Annotated in this window: 16 protein-coding genes and 1 other RNA gene; 11 read left to right on the top strand and 6 right to left on the bottom strand. The window is 73.5% G+C overall.

Annotated features, from left to right (window positions below; genetic code table 11):
* The coding region (locus tag GC722_RS15495; RefSeq protein WP_156612107.1) for an alpha-ketoglutarate-dependent dioxygenase AlkB at positions 1–570 on the bottom strand (570 nt) is incomplete at its 3' end.
* A 126-nt stretch (positions 571–696) separates the two neighbouring features.
* Here GC722_RS15495 and GC722_RS15490 point away from each other — a divergent pair.
* Both GC722_RS15490 and secA read left to right on the top strand, forming a co-directional pair.
* Positions 697–2,079: a DUF2254 domain-containing protein gene (locus GC722_RS15490; protein ID WP_156611606.1), complete on the top strand. Its 1,383-nt coding sequence runs from the start codon at positions 697–699 to the stop codon at positions 2,077–2,079.
* A gap of 132 nt (positions 2,080–2,211) precedes the next feature.
* Positions 2,212–5,136, top strand: a complete 2,925-nt coding sequence (secA, locus tag GC722_RS15485) for a preprotein translocase subunit SecA (RefSeq protein ID WP_456298119.1) — start codon at positions 2,212–2,214, stop codon at positions 5,134–5,136.
* Between the two features lie 8 nt (positions 5,137–5,144).
* Here the strand turns inward: secA and GC722_RS15480 are convergent, their stop codons facing one another.
* Entirely contained in the window at positions 5,145–5,639 is a 495-nt protein-coding gene (locus GC722_RS15480; protein ID WP_156611601.1) for an Rv3235 family protein, read from the bottom strand.
* 90 nt (positions 5,640–5,729) lie between these two features.
* On the opposite strand from GC722_RS15480, the gene GC722_RS15475 reads away from it, so the two are divergent.
* Entirely contained in the window at positions 5,730–7,208 is a 1,479-nt protein-coding gene (locus tag GC722_RS15475; RefSeq protein WP_156611599.1) for a wax ester/triacylglycerol synthase family O-acyltransferase, read from the top strand.
* A gap of 46 nt (positions 7,209–7,254) precedes the next feature.
* Positions 7,255–7,917 carry a hypothetical protein gene (locus GC722_RS15470; protein WP_156611597.1) on the top strand — a complete coding sequence of 221 codons (663 nt, stop codon included), beginning with the start codon at positions 7,255–7,257 and terminating at the stop codon, positions 7,915–7,917.
* Positions 7,918–7,990: 73 nt separating this feature from the next.
* Here GC722_RS15470 and GC722_RS15465 read toward each other — a convergent pair whose 3' ends face one another.
* Positions 7,991–9,202 carry a multidrug effflux MFS transporter gene (locus tag GC722_RS15465; RefSeq protein ID WP_197430196.1) on the bottom strand — a complete coding sequence of 404 codons (1,212 nt, stop codon included), beginning with the start codon at positions 9,200–9,202 and terminating at the stop codon, positions 7,991–7,993.
* Between the two features lie 163 nt (positions 9,203–9,365).
* Here GC722_RS15465 and GC722_RS15460 point away from each other — a divergent pair, with 163 nt between their 5' ends.
* The 5 genes from GC722_RS15460 to GC722_RS15440 all read left to right on the top strand — a co-directional run bounded on the left by GC722_RS15460 (position 9,366) and on the right by GC722_RS15440 (position 13,010).
* Complete coding sequence (locus tag GC722_RS15460) at positions 9,366–10,106, top strand: zinc ribbon domain-containing protein (protein WP_456298120.1); 741 nt, start codon at positions 9,366–9,368, stop codon at positions 10,104–10,106.
* A gap of 7 nt (positions 10,107–10,113) precedes the next feature.
* Positions 10,114–11,562 (top strand): RNB domain-containing ribonuclease, encoded by a 1,449-nt coding sequence (locus tag GC722_RS15455; protein WP_331714933.1) that lies wholly within the window; start codon positions 10,114–10,116, stop codon positions 11,560–11,562.
* Between the two features lie 30 nt (positions 11,563–11,592).
* Positions 11,593–12,057 (top strand): YqaA family protein, encoded by a 465-nt coding sequence (locus tag GC722_RS15450; protein ID WP_156611591.1) that lies wholly within the window; start codon positions 11,593–11,595, stop codon positions 12,055–12,057.
* Positions 12,058–12,083: 26 nt separating this feature from the next.
* An RNA gene (gene rnpB, locus GC722_RS15445) (RNase P RNA component class A) lies at positions 12,084–12,476 on the top strand.
* A gap of 396 nt (positions 12,477–12,872) precedes the next feature.
* Positions 12,873–13,010 carry a hypothetical protein gene (locus GC722_RS15440; RefSeq protein ID WP_156611589.1) on the top strand — a complete coding sequence of 46 codons (138 nt, stop codon included), beginning with the start codon at positions 12,873–12,875 and terminating at the stop codon, positions 13,008–13,010.
* A gap of 8 nt (positions 13,011–13,018) precedes the next feature.
* Here the strand turns inward: GC722_RS15440 and map are convergent, their stop codons facing one another.
* Positions 13,019–13,867, bottom strand: coding sequence for a type I methionyl aminopeptidase (map, locus tag GC722_RS15435; protein ID WP_331714932.1), 849 nt, complete (start codon positions 13,865–13,867; stop codon positions 13,019–13,021).
* 88 nt (positions 13,868–13,955) lie between these two features.
* On the opposite strand from map, the gene GC722_RS15430 reads away from it, so the two are divergent.
* Positions 13,956–14,135 carry a hypothetical protein gene (locus GC722_RS15430; RefSeq protein ID WP_156611587.1) on the top strand — a complete coding sequence of 60 codons (180 nt, stop codon included), beginning with the start codon at positions 13,956–13,958 and terminating at the stop codon, positions 14,133–14,135.
* Between the two features lie 105 nt (positions 14,136–14,240).
* Here the strand turns inward: GC722_RS15430 and GC722_RS15425 are convergent, their stop codons facing one another.
* Both GC722_RS15425 and GC722_RS15420 read right to left on the bottom strand, forming a co-directional pair.
* Entirely contained in the window at positions 14,241–15,152 is a 912-nt protein-coding gene (locus GC722_RS15425; protein WP_156611585.1) for a DUF2510 domain-containing protein, read from the bottom strand.
* Positions 15,149–16,933: an NAD+ synthase gene (locus GC722_RS15420; RefSeq protein WP_331714931.1), complete on the bottom strand. Its 1,785-nt coding sequence runs from the start codon at positions 16,931–16,933 to the stop codon at positions 15,149–15,151. The genes GC722_RS15425 and GC722_RS15420 overlap by 4 nt, the downstream gene beginning before the upstream one ends.
* A gap of 31 nt (positions 16,934–16,964) precedes the next feature.
* On the opposite strand from GC722_RS15420, the gene GC722_RS15415 reads away from it, so the two are divergent.
* Positions 16,965–18,302: a glutamine synthetase family protein gene (locus GC722_RS15415; RefSeq protein ID WP_156611583.1), complete on the top strand. Its 1,338-nt coding sequence runs from the start codon at positions 16,965–16,967 to the stop codon at positions 18,300–18,302.
* Positions 18,303–18,307 lie beyond the last annotated feature (5 nt).

Here is an 18,307-nt window from a genome sequence, read left to right as displayed (position 1 = left end):
CCCGCCCATCACGATGAGGTCGCCGTGGCCCAGCGGCACCCGACGGGAGTCGCCGCCCCCGCGGGGCCGCAGGGCCAGCGGCCGCGACGAGCCCACCGACAGGATGGCCACCATCGTGTCGGCCATCCGGCCCCGCCCGATGCGGTCGCCGTGCCAGGCCACGGAGTCCCGGCCGTCGCGGTACAGGCACAGCCCGGCCGTCGTGAAGGGCTCGCCCAGCTCGGCGCCGTAGTGGGCGTTCAGGGCGTCGCGGGCCTGTTCGAGCACGGGGTGGGGGAGCGGCTCGCCCGCCTCGTAGAACTTCAGCAGCCGGGGGACGTCTACCTCGCGCTCGTACATCTCACGGCGCTCGGCGTGCCAGGGCACCTCCTCCACGAGGACGTCCAGCACCTCCTCGGCGCCGCTCAGCCACCCCGGCAGCAGGTCGATCCACGCCCCGCGGGACAGCCGGGTGCGGGTGATGGCCCCGAGCGGGCCGAGCGTGGGCTCGCCGCTGCCGAACAGCGACCCCTGCAGCTGCTCGGGTGCGGCCACCCGGGCACGGGTCCGGTCGTGCACTCCTGCGCTCATACCGGCACGCTAGCCGAATCGAACACGTGTTCCAAGAGGGTCGCGCATCTCACGTCGGGCCGCCGTCGTCGAGCCCCCGGTGGAGGGCCGGGACCCGGGTGGGGCGGGGTGCCCTAGCCTTCGGGGATGGACGACCGGACGCCCGCCCGACCCGCTCACCGGTCGCGACCGGCGCAGCGCGCCGGCTCCAGCACCACGCTCCGGGCCCGGCTGTGGTTCTGGCCGTCGGTCGCGGCGGCCTCCTCCTTCCTCGCCACGCTGGGGCTGCTGCTGGTGCGGCCGTCACCGGAGGCCACCTGGGTCCGGTGGGCGTGGCCCAGCGGCACGGACGCCGCGTCCGGCCTGCTGCAGGCCGTGGCCAGCTCGATCATGACCGCGACGACGCTGATCTTCTCCCTCACGGTGGTGGCGCTGCAGCTGGCGTCCCAGCAGTTCTCGCCGCGGCTGCTGCGCGAGTTCGCCCGCGACCGGGTGACCCAGGCGGTGCTGGCCGTGCTGGTCTCGACGTTCGTGGTGGCGGTGACCGGGCTGCGCGGGATGGACCCGGACGGCCCGCTGCCGGTGCTGGTGCCGCCGGTGGTGCTGCTGCTGGCCATCGCGTCGGCGGGGGCGCTGCTGGTGTTCGTCGGGCACATCGTCCGCTCGCTGCGGGTGGACACCATGATGGTGTCGGTCCACCAGCAGGCGGCAGCCGCGCTGAGGGAGACCTACCCCCGCTACGGCGACCGCTCCAAGGACCCCTCGCCCGAGCTCGCGGCGCGCACCGGTGGGGAGCTGGTGACCTCGACGCGGAGCGGCCTCGTCAAGACCGTCCACCCCCGGCTGCTGGTGCGCTCGGCCCACGACCACGGGCTCTTCGTCGCCGTCATGGTGCGTCCCGGCGACCACGTCGGTGTCGGCTCGCCGATCGCCGAGGTGTGGTCCGACCAGGGGGTGGGGCCGCCCCGGCACGAGGGGCTCGACCGGGTCCTCGCGACCGCGGTGGAGCTCGGCTACGAGCGGACCCTGGAGCAGGACGCCGCGCTCGGGCTGCGTCAGCTGACCGACATCGCGGTCAAGGCGATCTCCCCGAGCATCAACGACCCGATCACCGCCGCGCACGCGGTGGGCTACTGCACCGACCTGCTGGTGCGGCTGCAGGGCTGCCGGCTCGGCCCGCAGCAGCACGACGACGAGGACGGCGTGCCGAGGGTGATGACCCTCGACCGGGACCACCGCTACTACCTGGACCTCGTCTGCGCACCCGTCCGGCGCTTCGGGAGCGCGGAACCCCTGGTGCTGACCGCGCTGCTGCGGATGCTGCGCGACTGCGCGGCGAACGCCCGCGACGACGAGCAGCGCGAGGAGCTCAGCCGCCAGACGGGTCTGGTCCTGGAGTCGACGGATCCGCAGCTGCTGGGCTACGACGCCGCTGCCGTGCACGACCTGGCCCGCCGCGTCGGGCTGGCTCTGGACGGCGACCTCCGTGGCGCCTACCAGGACCGCGCGGGGGAGACGCGCTCGGTGTGACGCCGCTGCGACGCCCCGGCCGCGGGCTCGCGGGGCCTGTCGTGGCCGGGGTCGGCGTCTAGGATGGTCGAGGTCGTGCACGACCGGACCGAGGCAGCTCCGCTGCCGGACCCGACGGGAAGAGACTCAACCGTGGCTCTGATGGACAAGCTGCTCCGTGTGGGCGAGGGCAAGATGCTCCGCCGCCTCAAGGGCATCGCCGACCAGGTCGCCTCCATCGAGGAGGACTTCACCTCGATGGACGACGAGGAGCTCCGCGCGCAGACGGGTGAGTTCAAGCAGCGCCTCGAGCAGGGCGCCAGCCTGGACGACCTGCTGCCCGAGGCCTTCGCCACGGTGCGCGAGGCCAGCCGCCGCGTGCTGGGCAAGCGCCACTTCGACGTCCAGGTGATGGGTGGTGCCGCCCTGCACCTGGGCAACATCGCCGAGATGCGCACCGGTGAGGGCAAGACCCTGGTGGCGACGCTGCCGTCCTACCTGAACGCGCTGACCGGCAAGGGCGTCCACGTCATCACGGTCAACGACTACCTGGCCAAGTTCCAGTCCGAGCAGATGGGCCGCGTGCACCACTTCCTCGGCCTGGACGTCGGCGTCATCCTGGCCGGGCAGACGCCCGCCGAGCGCCGCAAGGCCTACGCCGCCGACATCACCTACGGCACCAACAACGAGTTCGGCTTTGACTACCTGCGCGACAACATGGCGCTGCGGCTGGAGGACTGCGTCCAGCGCGGCCACCACTTCGCCATCGTGGACGAGGTCGACTCCATCCTGGTCGACGAGGCCCGTACGCCGCTGATCATCTCCGGCCCCGCCCAGGACAGCCACGAGTGGTACCCCGAGTTCGCCAAGATCGCGGCCCGCATGCAGCGCGACGTGCACTACGAGGTGGACGAGAAGAAGCGCACCGTGGCCATCGTCGAGGCCGGCATCGACTTCGTCGAGGACCGCCTGGGCATCGACAACCTCTACGAGTCGGCCAACACGCCGCTCATCTCCTACCTGAACCAGGCCATCAAGGCCAAGGAGCTGTTCAAGCGCGACCGCGACTACGTGCTGATGAACGGCGAGGTGCTCATCGTCGACGAGCACACCGGCCGCACACTGGTCGGGCGTCGCTACAACGAGGGGCTGCACCAGGCCATCGAGGCCAAGGAGAAGGTGCAGATCAAGGACGAGTACCAGACGCTGGCCACCATCACGCTGCAGAACTTCTTCCGCATGTACGACAAGCTCGCCGGCATGACGGGCACGGCGCTGACCGAGGCGGCGGAGTTCCAGAAGATCTACGGCCTCGGTGTGGTGCCGATCCCCACCAACAAGGAGATGGTCCGGGTCGACCACAAGGACCTCATCTACCGCACCGAGGAGGCCAAGATCGCCGCGATCGTGGCCGACGTGGCGGAGCGGCACGAGAAGGGTCAGCCGGTGCTGATCGGCACCGCGTCGGTGGCCAAGTCCGAGGTGCTGTCGGCCGCGCTCAAGAAGGCCGGGGTCAAGCACGAGGTGCTGAACGCCAAGAACCACGCGCGTGAGGCGGCCATCGTCGCCGAGGCCGGCCGCAAGGGCGCCGTCACCGTGGCCACCAACATGGCCGGACGAGGCACCGACATCATCCTCGGTGGCAACGCCGAGTTCCTGGCCGACCAGCAGCTGCGGGCGCGGGGGCTGGACCCGGTCGAGCACGCCGAGGAGTACGAGGCGGCCTGGGCGGAGACGCTGGCCGCCATCGAGGCGGAGGTGGCGGCCGAGCACGAGGAGGTCGTCGCCCTCGGCGGTCTCTACGTGGTCGGCTCCGAGCGCCACGAGTCCCGCCGCATCGACAACCAGCTGCGCGGTCGTTCCGGGCGTCAGGGCGACCCCGGCGAGAGCCGGTTCTACCTGTCGCTGGGTGACGACCTGATGCGGCTGTTCAAGTCCGACGTCGTGGAGTGGGTGCTGCAGGCGCTCAAGATCCCCGACGACCAGCCGATCGAGAACAAGCGGGTGTCGAACGCGATCGCCAGCGCCCAGGCCCAGGTCGAGGCGCAGAACTTCGAGACCCGCAAGAACATCCTCAAGTACGACGACGTGATGAACCGCCAACGGCACGCCATCTACGGCGACCGCCGCAAGGTGCTGGAGGGCGCCGACGTCGAGCAGCAGCTCCGCTCGGCCACCGCCACCGTGGTGGAGAGCTACGTCCGCGACAACACGCAGGGCTTCGTCGAGGACTGGGACCTGGAGCAGCTGTGGACCCAGATGTCCACGCTCTACCCGGTGGGGCTGGACCGCGCCGAGTACGAGGACGCCGACCTCACCGTCGACGACCTGGTGCGCGACTTCGTCGAGGACGCCTCCCGCGCCTACGACGCCCGGGAGGAGCAGCTCGGCAGCGAGACCATGCGCGAGCTGGAGCGGCAGGTGCTGCTGACCGTGCTGGACCGCAAGTGGCGTGAGCACCTCTACGAGATGGACTACCTGCGCGAGGGCATCGGGCTGCGGGCGATGGCCCAGCGCGACCCGCTGGTGGAGTACCAGCGCGAGGGCGGGACCATGTTCAACGCGATGATGGCCGCCTTCACCGAGGAGGTCGTCGGCTACCTGTTCAACCTCGACGTCAAGGTGCAGCAGCCGCAGGTCGGGGCCACGGCGGCCGGCGGCGGCCGAGCGGTCACCAGCGCGGACCTGGAGAAGCTGGTGCAGTCGGGTCCGGACCCGGACAGCGACGGCGTGGAGGTCCGGCCGCTGGTCGAGGACGCACCCCGGGACGGCGACGGCACCCGCGACGGCTCGGACGGCGGCCGCGCCACCGCGCCGGCGGACGCCTCGGACGGCGGCAGCCCGGACGGGGGCGACTCGGACGGGGCCGGCGCCCGCCCGGCCCGGCCCACCATCTCGGCCAAGGGGCTGGCCGGCTCCCGCCGGACGCGGCTGTCCTACAGCGCCCCGGGCGAGGACGGCAGCGCCACCGCCACCACGACCGAGGAGCGCGACGAGTACGCCGGCGTCGGTCGCAACGAGGCCTGCCCGTGCGGGTCGGGGCGCAAGTTCAAGCAGTGCCACGGCCGCAAGGCCTGACCGGCTCCTCAGCCCGGCGTCCGGCGGGGGCCCAGCTCCAGCCCGGTGCACAGCCACCGGCGTGAGGTGGCCTCCAGCCGCATGGCCCAGGCCAGCGAGCGGTCGGGGCCGCGGAGGTGGATGCTCGCCTCCGCGACCGCGGGCAGCGGGTGCTGCACCCGCACGGAGTGCACCACCACGTCGGGGTGGCGGCGTGAGCGCCGGCGGAGCCCCCGCTGCACGGCCAGCTCGGCCAGCACCTCCTCGCTGAACCAGCGGCTCAGCTGGGCGGCCGGCCGGCGCCCGGCCAGGGACTCCAGCACCAGCCGGACCAGGGCGGCCGCCGTGGCCGCCGCGTCGGGCAGCGCGGGCGACACGTCCCCCGCCACGGCCGCGCCGGTCACCGGCTGCGGGTCGGCGAACAGCATCGGCTGCCCGGCCCGTCCGGTCGCGGGCTGGGGGAGCACCAGCTCCGGCGGGTGCTGGACCGGCACCGGCCGGGCCCTCAGCGTGGGGACGCCCATCGGCCACCTCCTCGTACCCAGGCTGGCTCACCGGGACCGGCCGCGGGGGTGGTGCTGGGTAATCTGTGGACGACCCGGAGGGGAGGACGCATGGCCGACCGCCTGAGCACGACCGAGGACGCGCTGCTGGCCCTCGACACCACCCACCACCCGAACCACGTCGGCACCGTGGACGTCTTCCGTCCTGGTCCGGGCGGTCTCGACCACGACCGGCTGCTGCGGCTGGTCCGCGACCGGCTCGACTACGTGCCCCGGTACCGGATGCGGGTCCGCCACGTCCCCTTCGGACTGGCGGCGCCGGTGTGGGTGGAGGACGACCACTTCGACCTCAGCTTCCACGTGCGCCGCTCGGCGGTGCCCCGGCCGGGGTCGATGGAGCAGCTGCGCGAGTTCGTCGGGCGGGTGATGGCCCGCCGCCTCGACCACTCCCGGCCGCTGTGGGAGATGTACCTGGTCGAGGGGCTGGAGGACGACCGCTTCGCCATCATCACCAAGACCCACCAGCTCCTCGTCGACGGGCAGGACCACGTCGACATCGGCCAGGTGCTGCTCGACGAGGTCCCCGGTGCGGGTGAGCTGCGCGAGCCCGGCTGGGAGCCCCGGCCGGAGCCGAGCTCGACCGACCTGCTGGTGCAGACCGCTCTCGAGACGGTGCGCGACCCGCTGTCGGTGCTCGCCACCGTGCGGCGCGGGGTGACCGCGGCCCTCGGCACGGCCGTCACCGTGGGCGAGGCGGTCGGCGGGATCGGCGGTGCGGTGGGCGCCGTGGCGGCGGACCTGATGACCGGCTCCCGCCCGCCGTCGAACTCGCCGCTGACCGGGGTGGTCTCCGAGCAGCGCCGCTTCGCCTCCGCGGTGGTGCCGCTGAGCGAGCTCAAGGCGCTGCGGGTGGCCCACCAGTGCACGATCAACGACGTGGTGCTGGCCATCCTGACCGGTGCGCTGCGCTCGTGGCTGCAGGCCCGCGGGGACGGCCGGGTGCCGAGCACGCTCACCGCGTGCGTGCCGATGAGCGTCATCGACGAGGACGGCACGCCGTCGTCGTTGGGCAGCCGGGTGGCGCCCCACCTGATGCCGCTGCCGGTGGGGGAGCCGAACGCGCTGATGCGGCTGCACCAGGTGACCCACGGCACCAAGGCCCACAAGGACACCGGCAGGGCCGTCGGTGCCCGCAGCATCGTCGACATCGCCGGCTTCGCGCCCACCACGCTGCACAACCTCGGCGTGCGGGTGGCCGGGCAGGTGATGCGCCGCCAGCACGACCTGCTGATCACCAACGTGCCGGGCCCGCAGCAGCCCCGCTACGTCGACGACGCCACCCTGGTGGCCAGCTACCCGGTGCTGCCGCTGACCGCCGGCCACATCCTGACCATCGGGGTGACCTCCTACGACGGCGAGGTGTTCGTCGGCCTCAACGGGGACCGAGACCGGGCCAGCGACCTGGACGTGCTGGCGCAGTCGGTGGAGGAGTCCCGGGCGGAGCTGGCCGCCACGGTCGAGCAGGCCCGCAGCACCCGGACGCCCACCCGCCGCCGCCGCTCGGGTCCGACCCCGCCCCGCCCGGCCTGATCCGCCGGGTGCGGTGGGGGCGCGGGCGCTGGCTACGGTGGTGCCCATGACGTCCTCCTCCTCCGGTCCGGTCAGCGGGCCCCCGGTCGGCGGCAGCTGGCAGCGGACCGACCTCGAGCTCACCGTGGACCCCGACGCCCGCGGGCTGTGGACCGGCCTGCGGGCCGGCTCCCGCACCTGGGTGGACGCCGGGCGTCCCGGGCGGGAGGTGTTCGCCGGGGCGGGAGAGGGGCACGGCCAGGCCTCCGAGCGCGGCTGGCAGCCGGCCGCGGAGCGGATGGACCGGCTCGGGCAGCCGACGGGCTCGGCCGGCTGGCGGGTGGTGACCGACGACGGCACCCTGACCCGCACCGTGCACCCGCTCTCCGGAGCCGTCCGGGTGGGCTACCGGGTCTCGGCGCTGGAGCCGTGGCGCCACGAGGTGCAGCTGGGGCTGGTGACCTCGGGCTCGGCCGAGACGGTCCACGGCGAGGACGGCCGGCTGGTGGCGGGCTCGGGGTGGGCGCACGCCTGGGTGCTCGACGGCGACGACGCCCTCGGCCTGCACTGGACCACCGAGGAGCGCTCCGACCTGCCGCTGCTCGGGCTGCGCACCGGTGAGGAGGACGGACGCCGGCTGCTGGCCCCGGCCGTCGGCTCGGTCGAGCAGCCGGCGCCGCCGCGACGCGACTTCAGCTGGCGGCTGGTGCTCACCGGCTGGCGGCGCTGACAGCCCGGCCGGCCGCAAGGTCGGGCTGACCGCGGGGGACGTCGCCCAGGCGTCGGCCGGGCGGGGACGTCGCTCAGGCGGTGGCCGGGCGGGGCCGTGCCCGCACCACCGGCACCATCAGGCCCACCGCGACCAGGTTGGCCCCCAGCATCACCACGCCCAGACCCGCCGCGGTGCCGTCGGACAGCAGTCCGACGAGCGGGGCGGCGATCCCGGCGACGGCGAACCGGCCGGCGCCGAGCATCGCCGTGGCCGTCCCCGCCGTGCGGCCGTGGTTCTCCAGCGCCAGCGTCGTCGTGGTGGGCATGCAGAGCCCGAGCATGGCCATCACCACGGCCAGCGGCACCATCGCCCCGAGCAGCCCGGCGTCGGTGCGGGCCAGCGCCGCCGTCGCCGCGGCGGCCACCGTGCTGACCACCAGGGCACCCAGCAGCACCCGCTCCGCACCCATCCGGCGGACCAGGAACGGGGTGACCTGGGTGCCGGTGATGAGCAGCAGCCCGTTCAGGCCGAACACCAGGGCGTACTGCTGGGGTGTCAGCCCGAAGCCCTCCTGGAAGATGAAGGAGGAGCCGGAGATGTAGCTGAACATGGTGATCGAGCTCGCGGCGGCCACCACCACCATGACGCGGTAGGCGCCGTCGGAGAGCACGCTGCGGTAGGCGCCGAGGGTGGACCCCAGCCCGGCGGACAGCCGCCGCTCCGGCGGCAGGGTCTCGGGCAGCCGGACGACCGCGGCGGCCAGGGCCAGCACGGCGGCCACGGCCAGGAAGACGAAGATGCCCTGCCAGCTGGTCACGGCGAGCAGCGCCCCGCCGAGGCTGGGGGCCAGGATCGGGGCGAGCCCCATCACCAGCGACAGCCGGCTCAGCATCTGCACCACCCGCATGCCCTCGAACAGGTCGCGGACCACCGCCATCGCCACCACCATGACCGCCGAGCCGAAGAAGCCCTGCAGCAGCCGCAGCGCGACCACGGCCTCCACGCTGGTGGAGAGCGCGATCAGCACCGAGGCGACGATGTGGCCGCTGAAGCCGATGATGATCGGCAGCCGACGCCCGACGGTGTCCGACAGCGGGCCGTTGACCAGCTGGCCCAGCCCGAGCCCGAGCAGCATGGTGGTCAGCGTCAGCTGGATCTGGGCGTCGGTGGCGCGCAGGTCGGCCGACATCGCGGGCAGCGCCGGCAGGTAGGTGTCGATGGTGAGCGGCCCGAGGGCGGTCATCGAGCCCAGCAGCAGCACCAGGCCCCAGCGGATGCGGTCGGTGCTGGCGGGTGTGTTCATCGTCGGCCACCCTAGTGCCGCGGCACCCGGTGACCGCAGCCCGGACGGCGCGAGGACCGTGGGGCGAAGCCGGCTGCCGGCGGCCGGGGTGGTCGCGATGACGGTAGAGTGACGCGACCGGAGCAGCCCGGTCACGCCGTCCGCAGGGCTTGGAGGAGGCACCATCAAAGCCGCACCGAACGAACAGCTCCGCCTGCTCGACCTGCAGGCCGTCGACACCCACATCGCCCAGCTGCTGCACCGCAAGCGCACCCTGCCCGAGCTGGCCGACATCGCCGCGCTGGAGCGCGAGCAGGAGCAGCTGGCCGACGAGATCGTCGCCGCCGACACCCGCGTGTCGGACCTGACCACCGCCCAGCGGCGGGCCGAGGCAGACTTGGAGCCGGTCCGCGAGCGCCGCGCCCGCAACCAGCAGCGCATCGACGCCGGCCAGGTCCCCGACCCCAAGGCGCTGGCCGCGATGGTCGAGGAGGTCGAGCACCTCGGCACCCGGATCGCCGTCCTGGAGGACGCCGAGCTCGAGGTGATGGAGCAGCTGGAGGAGGCCCAGGAGCGTCGCGCCGAGCTCGGCCGGCAGGCGGAGGCGCTGGAGGCGAAGCTCGCCACCTACCGGGCCGCCCGGGACGCCAAGATCGCCGACATCGACGCCGAGGGACGCGAGCTGGTGGCCGAGCGCAAGCGGCTGGCGCCCGGCATCGGCAAGGACCTGCTGACGCTCTACGACCGGGTGCGGACCAGCCAGGGCAGCGGTGCCGCGGCGCTGGAGCAGGGCCGCTGCTCGGGCTGCCGGATCGACGTCGACGCCGCCGACCTGCGCCGCTTCGCCGCGGCCCCCGCCGACGAGGTGCTGCGCTGCGGGGAGTGCGGCCGGATCCTGGTGCGGACCGCCCGCTCCGGACTCTGAGGCGGCCGTGCCCGCCCGCCCGGTCCGGCTGCAGACCCCGGCCGTGCCGGCCCCGCTGGCGCAGGGGATCGCGGCCTGCGAGGCCGAGCTGCAGATCGTCGACGAGTTCGCCCCCGACGTGCTGGCCGAGGCCGAGCGCTCCGCCGCCCAGGTGGTGCTGCCCGAGCTGGACCTGACCCACCTCGAGCTGGTCACCATCGACCCGCCCGGCTCCCGCGACCTGGACCAGGCCCTGCTGGTCGAGACCCGACGCGCGGGCTGGCGGGTGCACTACGCGATCGCCGACGTGGCCTCCTTCGTCCAGCCGGGCGGGGCGGTGGACGCCGAGGCGCACCGGCGCGGTCAGACGCTGTACGCCCCGCACCGCCGCATCGGGCTGCACCCGCCCGCACTGAGCGAGGGCGCGGCCAGCCTGCTGCCCGGACAGCTCCGTCCCGCCGTGGTGTGGCAGCTCGACCTCGACGCCGACGGCCGGCTGACCGCCACCAGCTGCCGTCGCGGCCGGGTCCGCAGCCGGGAGCAGCTGTCCTACGAGCAGGCGCAGGCGCGGCTGGACGACGGCACCGCCTCGCCGAGCCTGCAGGGTCTGCGCACCGTCGGTCTGCTGCGCGAGCAGGCCGAGCGCAGCCGCGGCGGGGTGAGCCTGCCGATCCCGGAGCAGGAGGTGCACGTCGCCGGGGACGGCCGCTGGGAGCTCGCCTACCGCTCGCCGCTGCCGGTGGAGGGCTGGAACGCGCAGGTGTCGCTGCTGACCGGGATGGCCGCCGCCGAGCTGATGATCTCGGCCGAGGTCGGGGTGCTGCGGACGCTGCCGCCGGCCGACGAGCGCTCGCTGCGCCGGCTGCGCGAGACCAGCCGCGCCCTCGGCATCGACTGGCCGCCAGGGCTGGACTACCCGCAGTTCGTCCGCACCCTCGACCCCGGCGTCCCCGCCCACGCCGCCATGCTGCGCGCCTGCACGACGCTGTTCCGCGGCGCCGGCTACGCCGCCTTCGACGGCAGCGTGCCGGAGGTGGTCGAGCACGCGGCGCTGGCCTGCCGCTACGCCCACACCACCGCGCCGCTGCGCCGTCTGGTGGACCGCTACGTGCTCGAGATCTGCCTGGCCGTCTGCGCCGACCGTCCGGTGCCCGGGTGGGTGCGGCAGGCCCTGGCGGGGCTGCCGGCGACGATGGCCGCCTCGGGCCGGCGCGCCGGGCAGTACGAGCGCCGGGTGGTCGACCTGGTCGAGGCGCTGGTCCTCGCCCCACGGATGGGGGAGGACTTCCGCGGTGTGGTGGTCGACGTGGACGACCCCGAGGCGGACGCCGCGGCCACCCGTGGCCGGCTGGTGGTGCCCGAGCCGGCGGTGGAGGGGGAGGTGAGCGGCAGCGCGCTGCAGCTCGGCGCCGAGGTCACCGCCCGGCTGGAGCTGGCGGACCCGGTGGAGGGCCGGATCCGGTTCGTCGTGGCCTGAGAGGTCCACGGCAGGGAGGACGTGTGCGGGGTGTGGGCAGCGCTGACGGTGCTCGCGGTGGCCTTCGTGTCCGCCTTCGTGCCCGTGCTCAACATCGAGGCCTACGTGGTGCTGGTGGCGGCCTCGGGCCAGCTCGAGCCGCTGGTGCTCGCCCTCGTCGCGTCCGTGGGGCAGGTCGCCGGCAAGTACGCCTGGTACGAGGCCGGCCGCTCCACCACCCGCTGGGCCTGGCTGCAGCGACGGCTCGAACGGCCCTCGATCAGCACCCGGCTCGACCGCTGGGCGCTGTGGGTGGCCACGCACCGGCGGTGGTCGGTGCTGGTGCTGATCAGCTCGGCCAGCGTGGGGATCCCGCCCTTCCTGGTGATGTCGATCGTGGCCGGGCGGCTGGCGGTGGGTCGGGTGCTGTTCCTGGCCACGGGGCTGGGCGGTCGGTTCCTGCGTTTCCTGGTGGCCACCGGCGCGGTGCAGCAGGTGCTGCAGTGGGCGTCCTGAGACGCAGCCGCTACCATGGCCCCGGACGAGCCGACCGGGTGATCGCGGCGTCGTGACGGCCCCGAGCCGCCACGACGTCGAGGAAAGTCCGGACTCCGCAGAGCGAGGTGGTGGGTAACACCCACCCGGGGCGACCCGCGGGACAGTGCCACAGAAAGCAGACCGCCTCTCCTCGTGAGAGGTCAGGGTGAAACGGTGGTGTAAGAGACCACCAGCACCCCAGGTGACTGGGGTGGCTCGGTAAACCCCACCTGGAGCAAGGCCAAGAAGACCGTGCACCCACGGTCGCGGGAGTGTTCGAGGGTTGCTCGCCCGAGCTCCCGGGTAGGCCGCACCAGGCCGCTGGCAACAGCGGTCGCAGATGGATGATCACCGGCCCTCCGGGGTCACAGAATCCGGCTTACAGGTCGGCTCGTCCCTTCCATCCGCGCCGGGCCCACCCCTCCGGGCCCCGTCTGCACCCCGCTCCCCACGGCCGCACGGACGGCGCCTCACAGCCGGTCGGTGCGCTCCACAGCCGGTGCAGCGGCTGTGAGGCCGACGGGACGGCTGTGAAGTGAGCCGGAGGGGGCGGCTGCGGACCCGACCCGAGGGTGGGGCGCAGGGGAGGCGGCGTTGTCACACCGGGCTGGCACGCTGCTGCCATGGCTCGCGGCGGGTACGGACGGGGTGCGGGGATCGCCCTGCAGGACCGCCGGCGGGTCGGCGGCGAGGCGCCGGCCGGGCCGGCGTCACCTCCGCCGCACCCGGCCCCGCCCCGCCCTCCCGCGCCCGCCGGACCGGCCCCTCGGGTGCGGCACTGCTGGGTGCAGCACGTGGGGGCTGAGTGGCCGGGGGTGGTGGTGCAGTGGCGCCGCGACGAGACCGGCTGGTCCGCGCTGGTGTCCTGGGTGGAGGACACCCAGTCGCTGCGGGTGGAGTGGGTGCCCGCGTCCCGGCTGCGGCGGGCCTGAGCCCGGGCTCAGGGGGTGGTCAGCACCTCGGCGCCGGTCTCGGTCACCACGACGGTGTGCTCGAACTGGGCGCACCGGCTGCCGTCGGTGGTCAGCACCGTCCAGTCGTCGTCCCACATGGTCCACTCGTGGGTGCCCAGGGTGATCATCGGTTCGATGGTGAAGGTCATCCCGGGCTGGATCACCGTGTCGTAGCGGGGCTCGTCGTAGTGCGGGATCACCAGCCCGGAGTGGAAGGCGGTGTGCACCCCGTGGCCGGTGTAGTCGCGCACCACGCCGTAGCCGAACCGCTTGGCGTAGGACTCGATCACCCGCCCGATGACGTTGACCTGCCGCCCCGGCCGGACGGCCCTGATCGCCCGGTTCATCGCCTCCTCGGTGCGCTCGGTGAGCAGCCGGGACTCCTCGTCGACCTCGCCGCAGAAGTAGGTGGCGCAGTTGTCGCCGTGCACGCCGTCGACGTAGGCCGTCAGGTCGATCTTGACCAGGTCGCCGTCCTCGAGCGGGCGCGAGTCGGGGATGCCGTGGCAGATGACCTCGTTGACCGAGGTGCACAGCGACTTGGGGAAGCCGCGGTAGCCGAGGGTGGAGGGGTAGGCGCCGTGGTCGAGCAGGTACTCGTGCCCGACGCGGTCGATCTCGTCGGTGGTGACGCCGGGGGCGATGGCCTCCGCGGCGGCGCGCATGGCCCGCGCCGCGAGCCGGCCGGCCACCCGCATCTTCTCGATGGTCTCCGCGCTCTGCACGTGGCTGCCGGTGTAGGGCCGTGGCTCCGGCCGCCCGACGTAGTCGGGGCGGGGGATGCTGCGGGGGACGCTGCGCACGGGGGACACCGGGTAGGGCACGATGGCTGGCACGGATCCGATGATAGTTCCGCCCCCTCGGGCGCCCCGGTGCGCAGGACGTCGCCGGCGCCGCGTCGGCGGAGCACGAGGAGGAGCTGAGATGGCCGCGGAGTACTACTGGTGCCTGGACCACAAGACGGTCGAGGAGCGCGAGGGCTGCAAGGGGATCAACCGGCTCGGCCCGTACCCCAGCCGCGAGGAGGCCAGCCACGCGCTGGAGAAGGTGGCCCAGCGCAACGAGCAGTGGGACAGCGACCCGCGCTGGAACGACGAGCGCTGAACCGTCCCAGCCGCCGCGACGTCCGGCCGGGGACGTCGCCCGCGCCGTGACGCCGTCGTGCTGGTGCCTGCTCGCCCCGGGCGGCCGGCGAAGGGGTGGCGGCGGTCAGCCGACCCGCAGCGACTCCCGGGCGGCGTCGATCAGCGCGATCCGCCCGGCGTCGCCGATCGGGGCGCAGGAGGAGAAGAAGGACAGCGACTCCCCGTCGCCGTTGTCGACCACCACCACGTCGGCCACGTCGCCCTCGACCTCGCGCTCGTCCACGGTGATCTCCGCGCGCAGCCACCAGCCGCGGTGGCCGTCGATGGTGATCGGCTCGCTGCGGACGTCCTCGCGGCCGGTGAAGGTGGCGTAGTAGTCCGAGCTGGCCAGGCACTCCATCATGTCCAGCGCCGACTGCTCCGGCTCCTCGAAGCCGTCGGCGACGCTGAGCGCGCCCACCACCGTGGAGGCGATCCAGCCGGGGGTGACGGAGTCGTACTGCCCGGTCACGTCGTAGGCCCAGGTGTAGCCGCTGCCGGCGTAGTCGTCCCAGCCGGGGACGGGCTGGTAGGAGAGACCGCCGCCGTGCACCCGGCCGTCGGCGGGGTGGTCCTGGCGGACGTAGGGGTCGCCGAACGGGCAGCTGACCAGCCCACCCTCGCTGGGCGTGCCGCCGCTGGCCGAGGGCGTGGGGCTGCGGGGCGTGGGGGTCGGCGTCGGTGTGGGGGTCGGGCTGCTGGTCTCGTCCCAGTAGGAGGCGGTGGAGGACGCGGTGGGCCGCGGCCCCGGGTCCGCCCGGTCACGGCCCGACCCCGCCAGCCGGAGCGCGAACGCACCGACCAGCCCCAGCACCACCAGGACGGCCACCGCGGCCAGCAGCCAGCCGCGACCGCCGCGGCGGCCGCCGGCAGGGCCTCCGCCGCCCGCCGGGGGCCCGCCGGGGGCGCTGGTGGTCTGCGCGGTCCAGCTGCGGCCGTCCCACCACCGGTAGCCGGGCCGGCCGGACGGGTCGGGGTACCAGCCGGCGGAGCTCATGCCTCGGTGACGTCGCTGACCGAGGAGGCGCCCCGTCCGGGCTCGGTCTCGCGCCAGCCGTTGGTGATCGGCAGCCGGCGGTCACGGCCGAAGGCCTTGAAGCTGATCTTGGTGCCCGGCGGGTACTGCCGCCGCTTGTACTCGGCCCGGTCGACCAGCTGCACCACCCGCTGCACAAGGTCGGCGTCGAACCCGGCGCGCACCATCTCCTCCATGCCGGTGTCGGTGCCCACGTAGGCCTCCAGCACCCGGTCCAGCACCTCGTAGGGCGGCAGCGAGTCGGTGTCGCGCTGCCCGGGCCGCAGCTCGGCGCTGGGCTCCTTGGTGATGGTGCCCTCCGGGATCGGGGGCACCTCGCCGCGGCGCTCGGCCTCGGCGTTGCGCCACCGCGCCAGCTCCCACACCTGCGTCTTGGGGACGTCCTTGATGGGGGCGAACCCGCCGACCGCGTCGCCGTAGATCGTGGAGTAGCCGACGGCCAGCTCGGTCTTGTTGCCGCAGGCCAGCACGATGGAGGGACCGTGCTGGTTGGACTGCGCCATCCAGATCACGGCCCGGATGCGGGCCTGCAGGTTCTCCGCGGCGATCCCGTCGAGCTCCAGCCGCGACTCGAAGGCCTCCACCATCGGGGCGATCTCGACGGTGGAGAAGTTCAGCCCCGTCCGCCGGGCCAGCTCGGCGGCGTCGGTGCGGGAGTGCTCGCTGGACCACACGCTGGGGTTGGAGATGCCGTGCACGTTCTCGGGCCCGAGCGCGTCGCAGGCCAGGCTCGCCACCAGGGTCGAGTCGATCCCGCCGGAGAGGCCCAGGAACACCTTCTTGATGCCGTTCTTGCTGCAGTAGTCCCGCAGCCCCAGGACGAGCGCGGCGTGGATCTCGGCCAGGTGGTCCAGCCGGTCGTGGACGGGCGTCTCCACCGGCGGCAGCGGCTCCTCGCGGACGGCCGACACCGGCCCCAGGTCGAGGGTGCGGCTGATGCTCATGCCGCTCACGCCGGTCTCGGCGCGGGTCTCGGTCGCGGTCCCCGCCGCCAGCTCCAGGTCGGCCACGACCAGGCTCTCGACGAACTGCGGACCGCGGGCCACCACCTCGCCGGCCCCGTCCACCACCATGGTGTCGCCGTCGAAGACCAGCTCGTCCTGGCCGCCGACCAGGTTGACGTAGGCCAGCGGGCAGCCGGCCTCGGCGGCGCGCCGGCGGACCAGCTCGAGCCGGACGTCGTCCTTGGCGGCCTCGTAGGGGGAGGCGTTGATCACCGCCAGCAGGCCGACGCCCGCCTCGGCGGCGGCCTGCACCGGGCCGCCGTCCTGCCACAGGTCCTCGCAGATGGCCACCGCCACGTCCACGCCGCGGACCCGGACGACCTGCAGCTCGGTACCCGGACGGAAGTAGCGGTACTCGTCGAAGACGCCGTAGTTGGGCAGGTGGTGCTTGGAGTAGCGGGTCACCACCCGGCCGCCGTGCAGCACCGAGGCGGAGTTCTCCGGACGGTGGTCCGCGGCCCGGTCGACGTGGCCGACCACCACCAACAGCTCGCCCAGACCCTCCTGCTCCAGCCGCTCCGCCAGCCGGGAGACGGCGTCCACGCTGGCGGCCACGAAGCTGCGACGCAGCGCCAGGTCCTCGACCGGGTAGCCGGTCAGCGCCATCTCCGGCAGCAGCACCAGCTCCGCCCCGGCGTCGGCTGCTCGGCGGCACCAGTCGAGGGCTGCCGAGGCGTTCGCCTCGATGGCTCCGACGGTGCTGTTCATCTGGACCAGGGCGATGCGGAGATGTGGCACGCGCTCAGACTAGTCAGGCACACTGTCGGCCATGGACAAGCAGATGGAGTTCGTGTTGCGCACCATCGAGGAACGCGACGTACGTTTCGTCCGCTTGTGGTTCACCGACGTGCTCGGGTTCCTGAAGTCGGTGGCGATCGCGCCGGCCGAGCTCGAGGGGGCGTTCTCGGAGGGGATCGGCTTCGACGGCTCCGCCATCGAGGGGTTCGCGCGGATCCAGGAGTCCGACATGGTCGCCCACCCCGACCCCTCCACCTTCCAGCTGCTGCCCTGGCGCGACCAGGTGCAGGGGACCGGGCGGATGTTCTGCGACATCCGCCTGCCCGACGGCTCGCCCAGCTACGCCGACCCCCGCTTCGTGCTCAAGCGGGCCCTCGACCGCGCGGCCGACCAGGGCTTCACGTTCTACACCCACCCCGAGGTCGAGTTCTTCCTCTTCCAGGACTCCCTCGTGCCCGGCCAGCCGCCCACCCCGATCGACTCCTCGGGCTACTTCGACCACACCCCCCACGGCGCCAGCAGCGACTTCCGCCGCAAGGCCATCACGATGCTGGAGCAGATGGGCATCTCGGTGGAGTTCTCCCACCACGAGCACGCCCCCGGCCAGCAGGAGATCGACCTGCGCTACGCCGACGCGCTCACCATGGCCGACAACATCATGACCTTCCGGGTGGTGGTGAAGGAGGTCGCCATGTCGGAGGGGATGCGGGCCTCCTTCATGCCCAAGCCGCTGACCGGCCAGGCCGGCTCGGGGATGCACACCCACGTGTCGCTGTTCGAGGGCGACACCAACGCCTTCTACGACGCCTCCGACGAGTACCACCTCTCGGCCACCGCCCGGCAGTTCATCGCCGGCGTGCTGCACCACGGCCCCGAGATCTCCGCGGTGACCAACCAGTGGGTCAACTCCTACAAGCGCCTCGCCGGCGGCGGCGAGGCGCCCAGCTACGTCTGCTGGGGCCGCAACAACCGCTCCGCGCTCGTCCGGGTGCCGATGTACAAGCCGAGCAAGAGCTCCTCGGCGCGGGTGGAGATCCGCTCGATCGACTCCGCCGCCAACCCCTACCTGGCCTACGCCGTCATCCTGAGCGCCGGCCTGGACGGCATCGCCAAGGGGATGGAGCTGCCCGAGGAGTCCGCCGACGACGTCTGGTCGCTGACCGAGCGCGAGCGCCGCGCGCTGGGGATCGCCCCGCTGCCGCGCAACCTCGACGAGGCCATCCGGGCCATGGAGGGCTCGGAGCTGGTGGCCGAGACGCTGGGCGAGCACGTCTTCGACTACTTCCTGCGCAACAAGCGCCAGGAGTTCGAGGCCTACCGGGCGCAGGTGACCCCGTGGGAGCTCTCCACCATGCTGCCCGTGCTCTGAGGTCC

The sequence above is a fragment of the Auraticoccus cholistanensis genome (genome assembly GCF_009742705.1).
Lineage (GTDB): Bacteria > Actinomycetota > Actinomycetes > Propionibacteriales > Propionibacteriaceae > Auraticoccus > Auraticoccus cholistanensis.
Note: the sequence above shows the minus strand (reverse complement) of the source record. Positions and strands in the feature narration are given on the sequence as shown.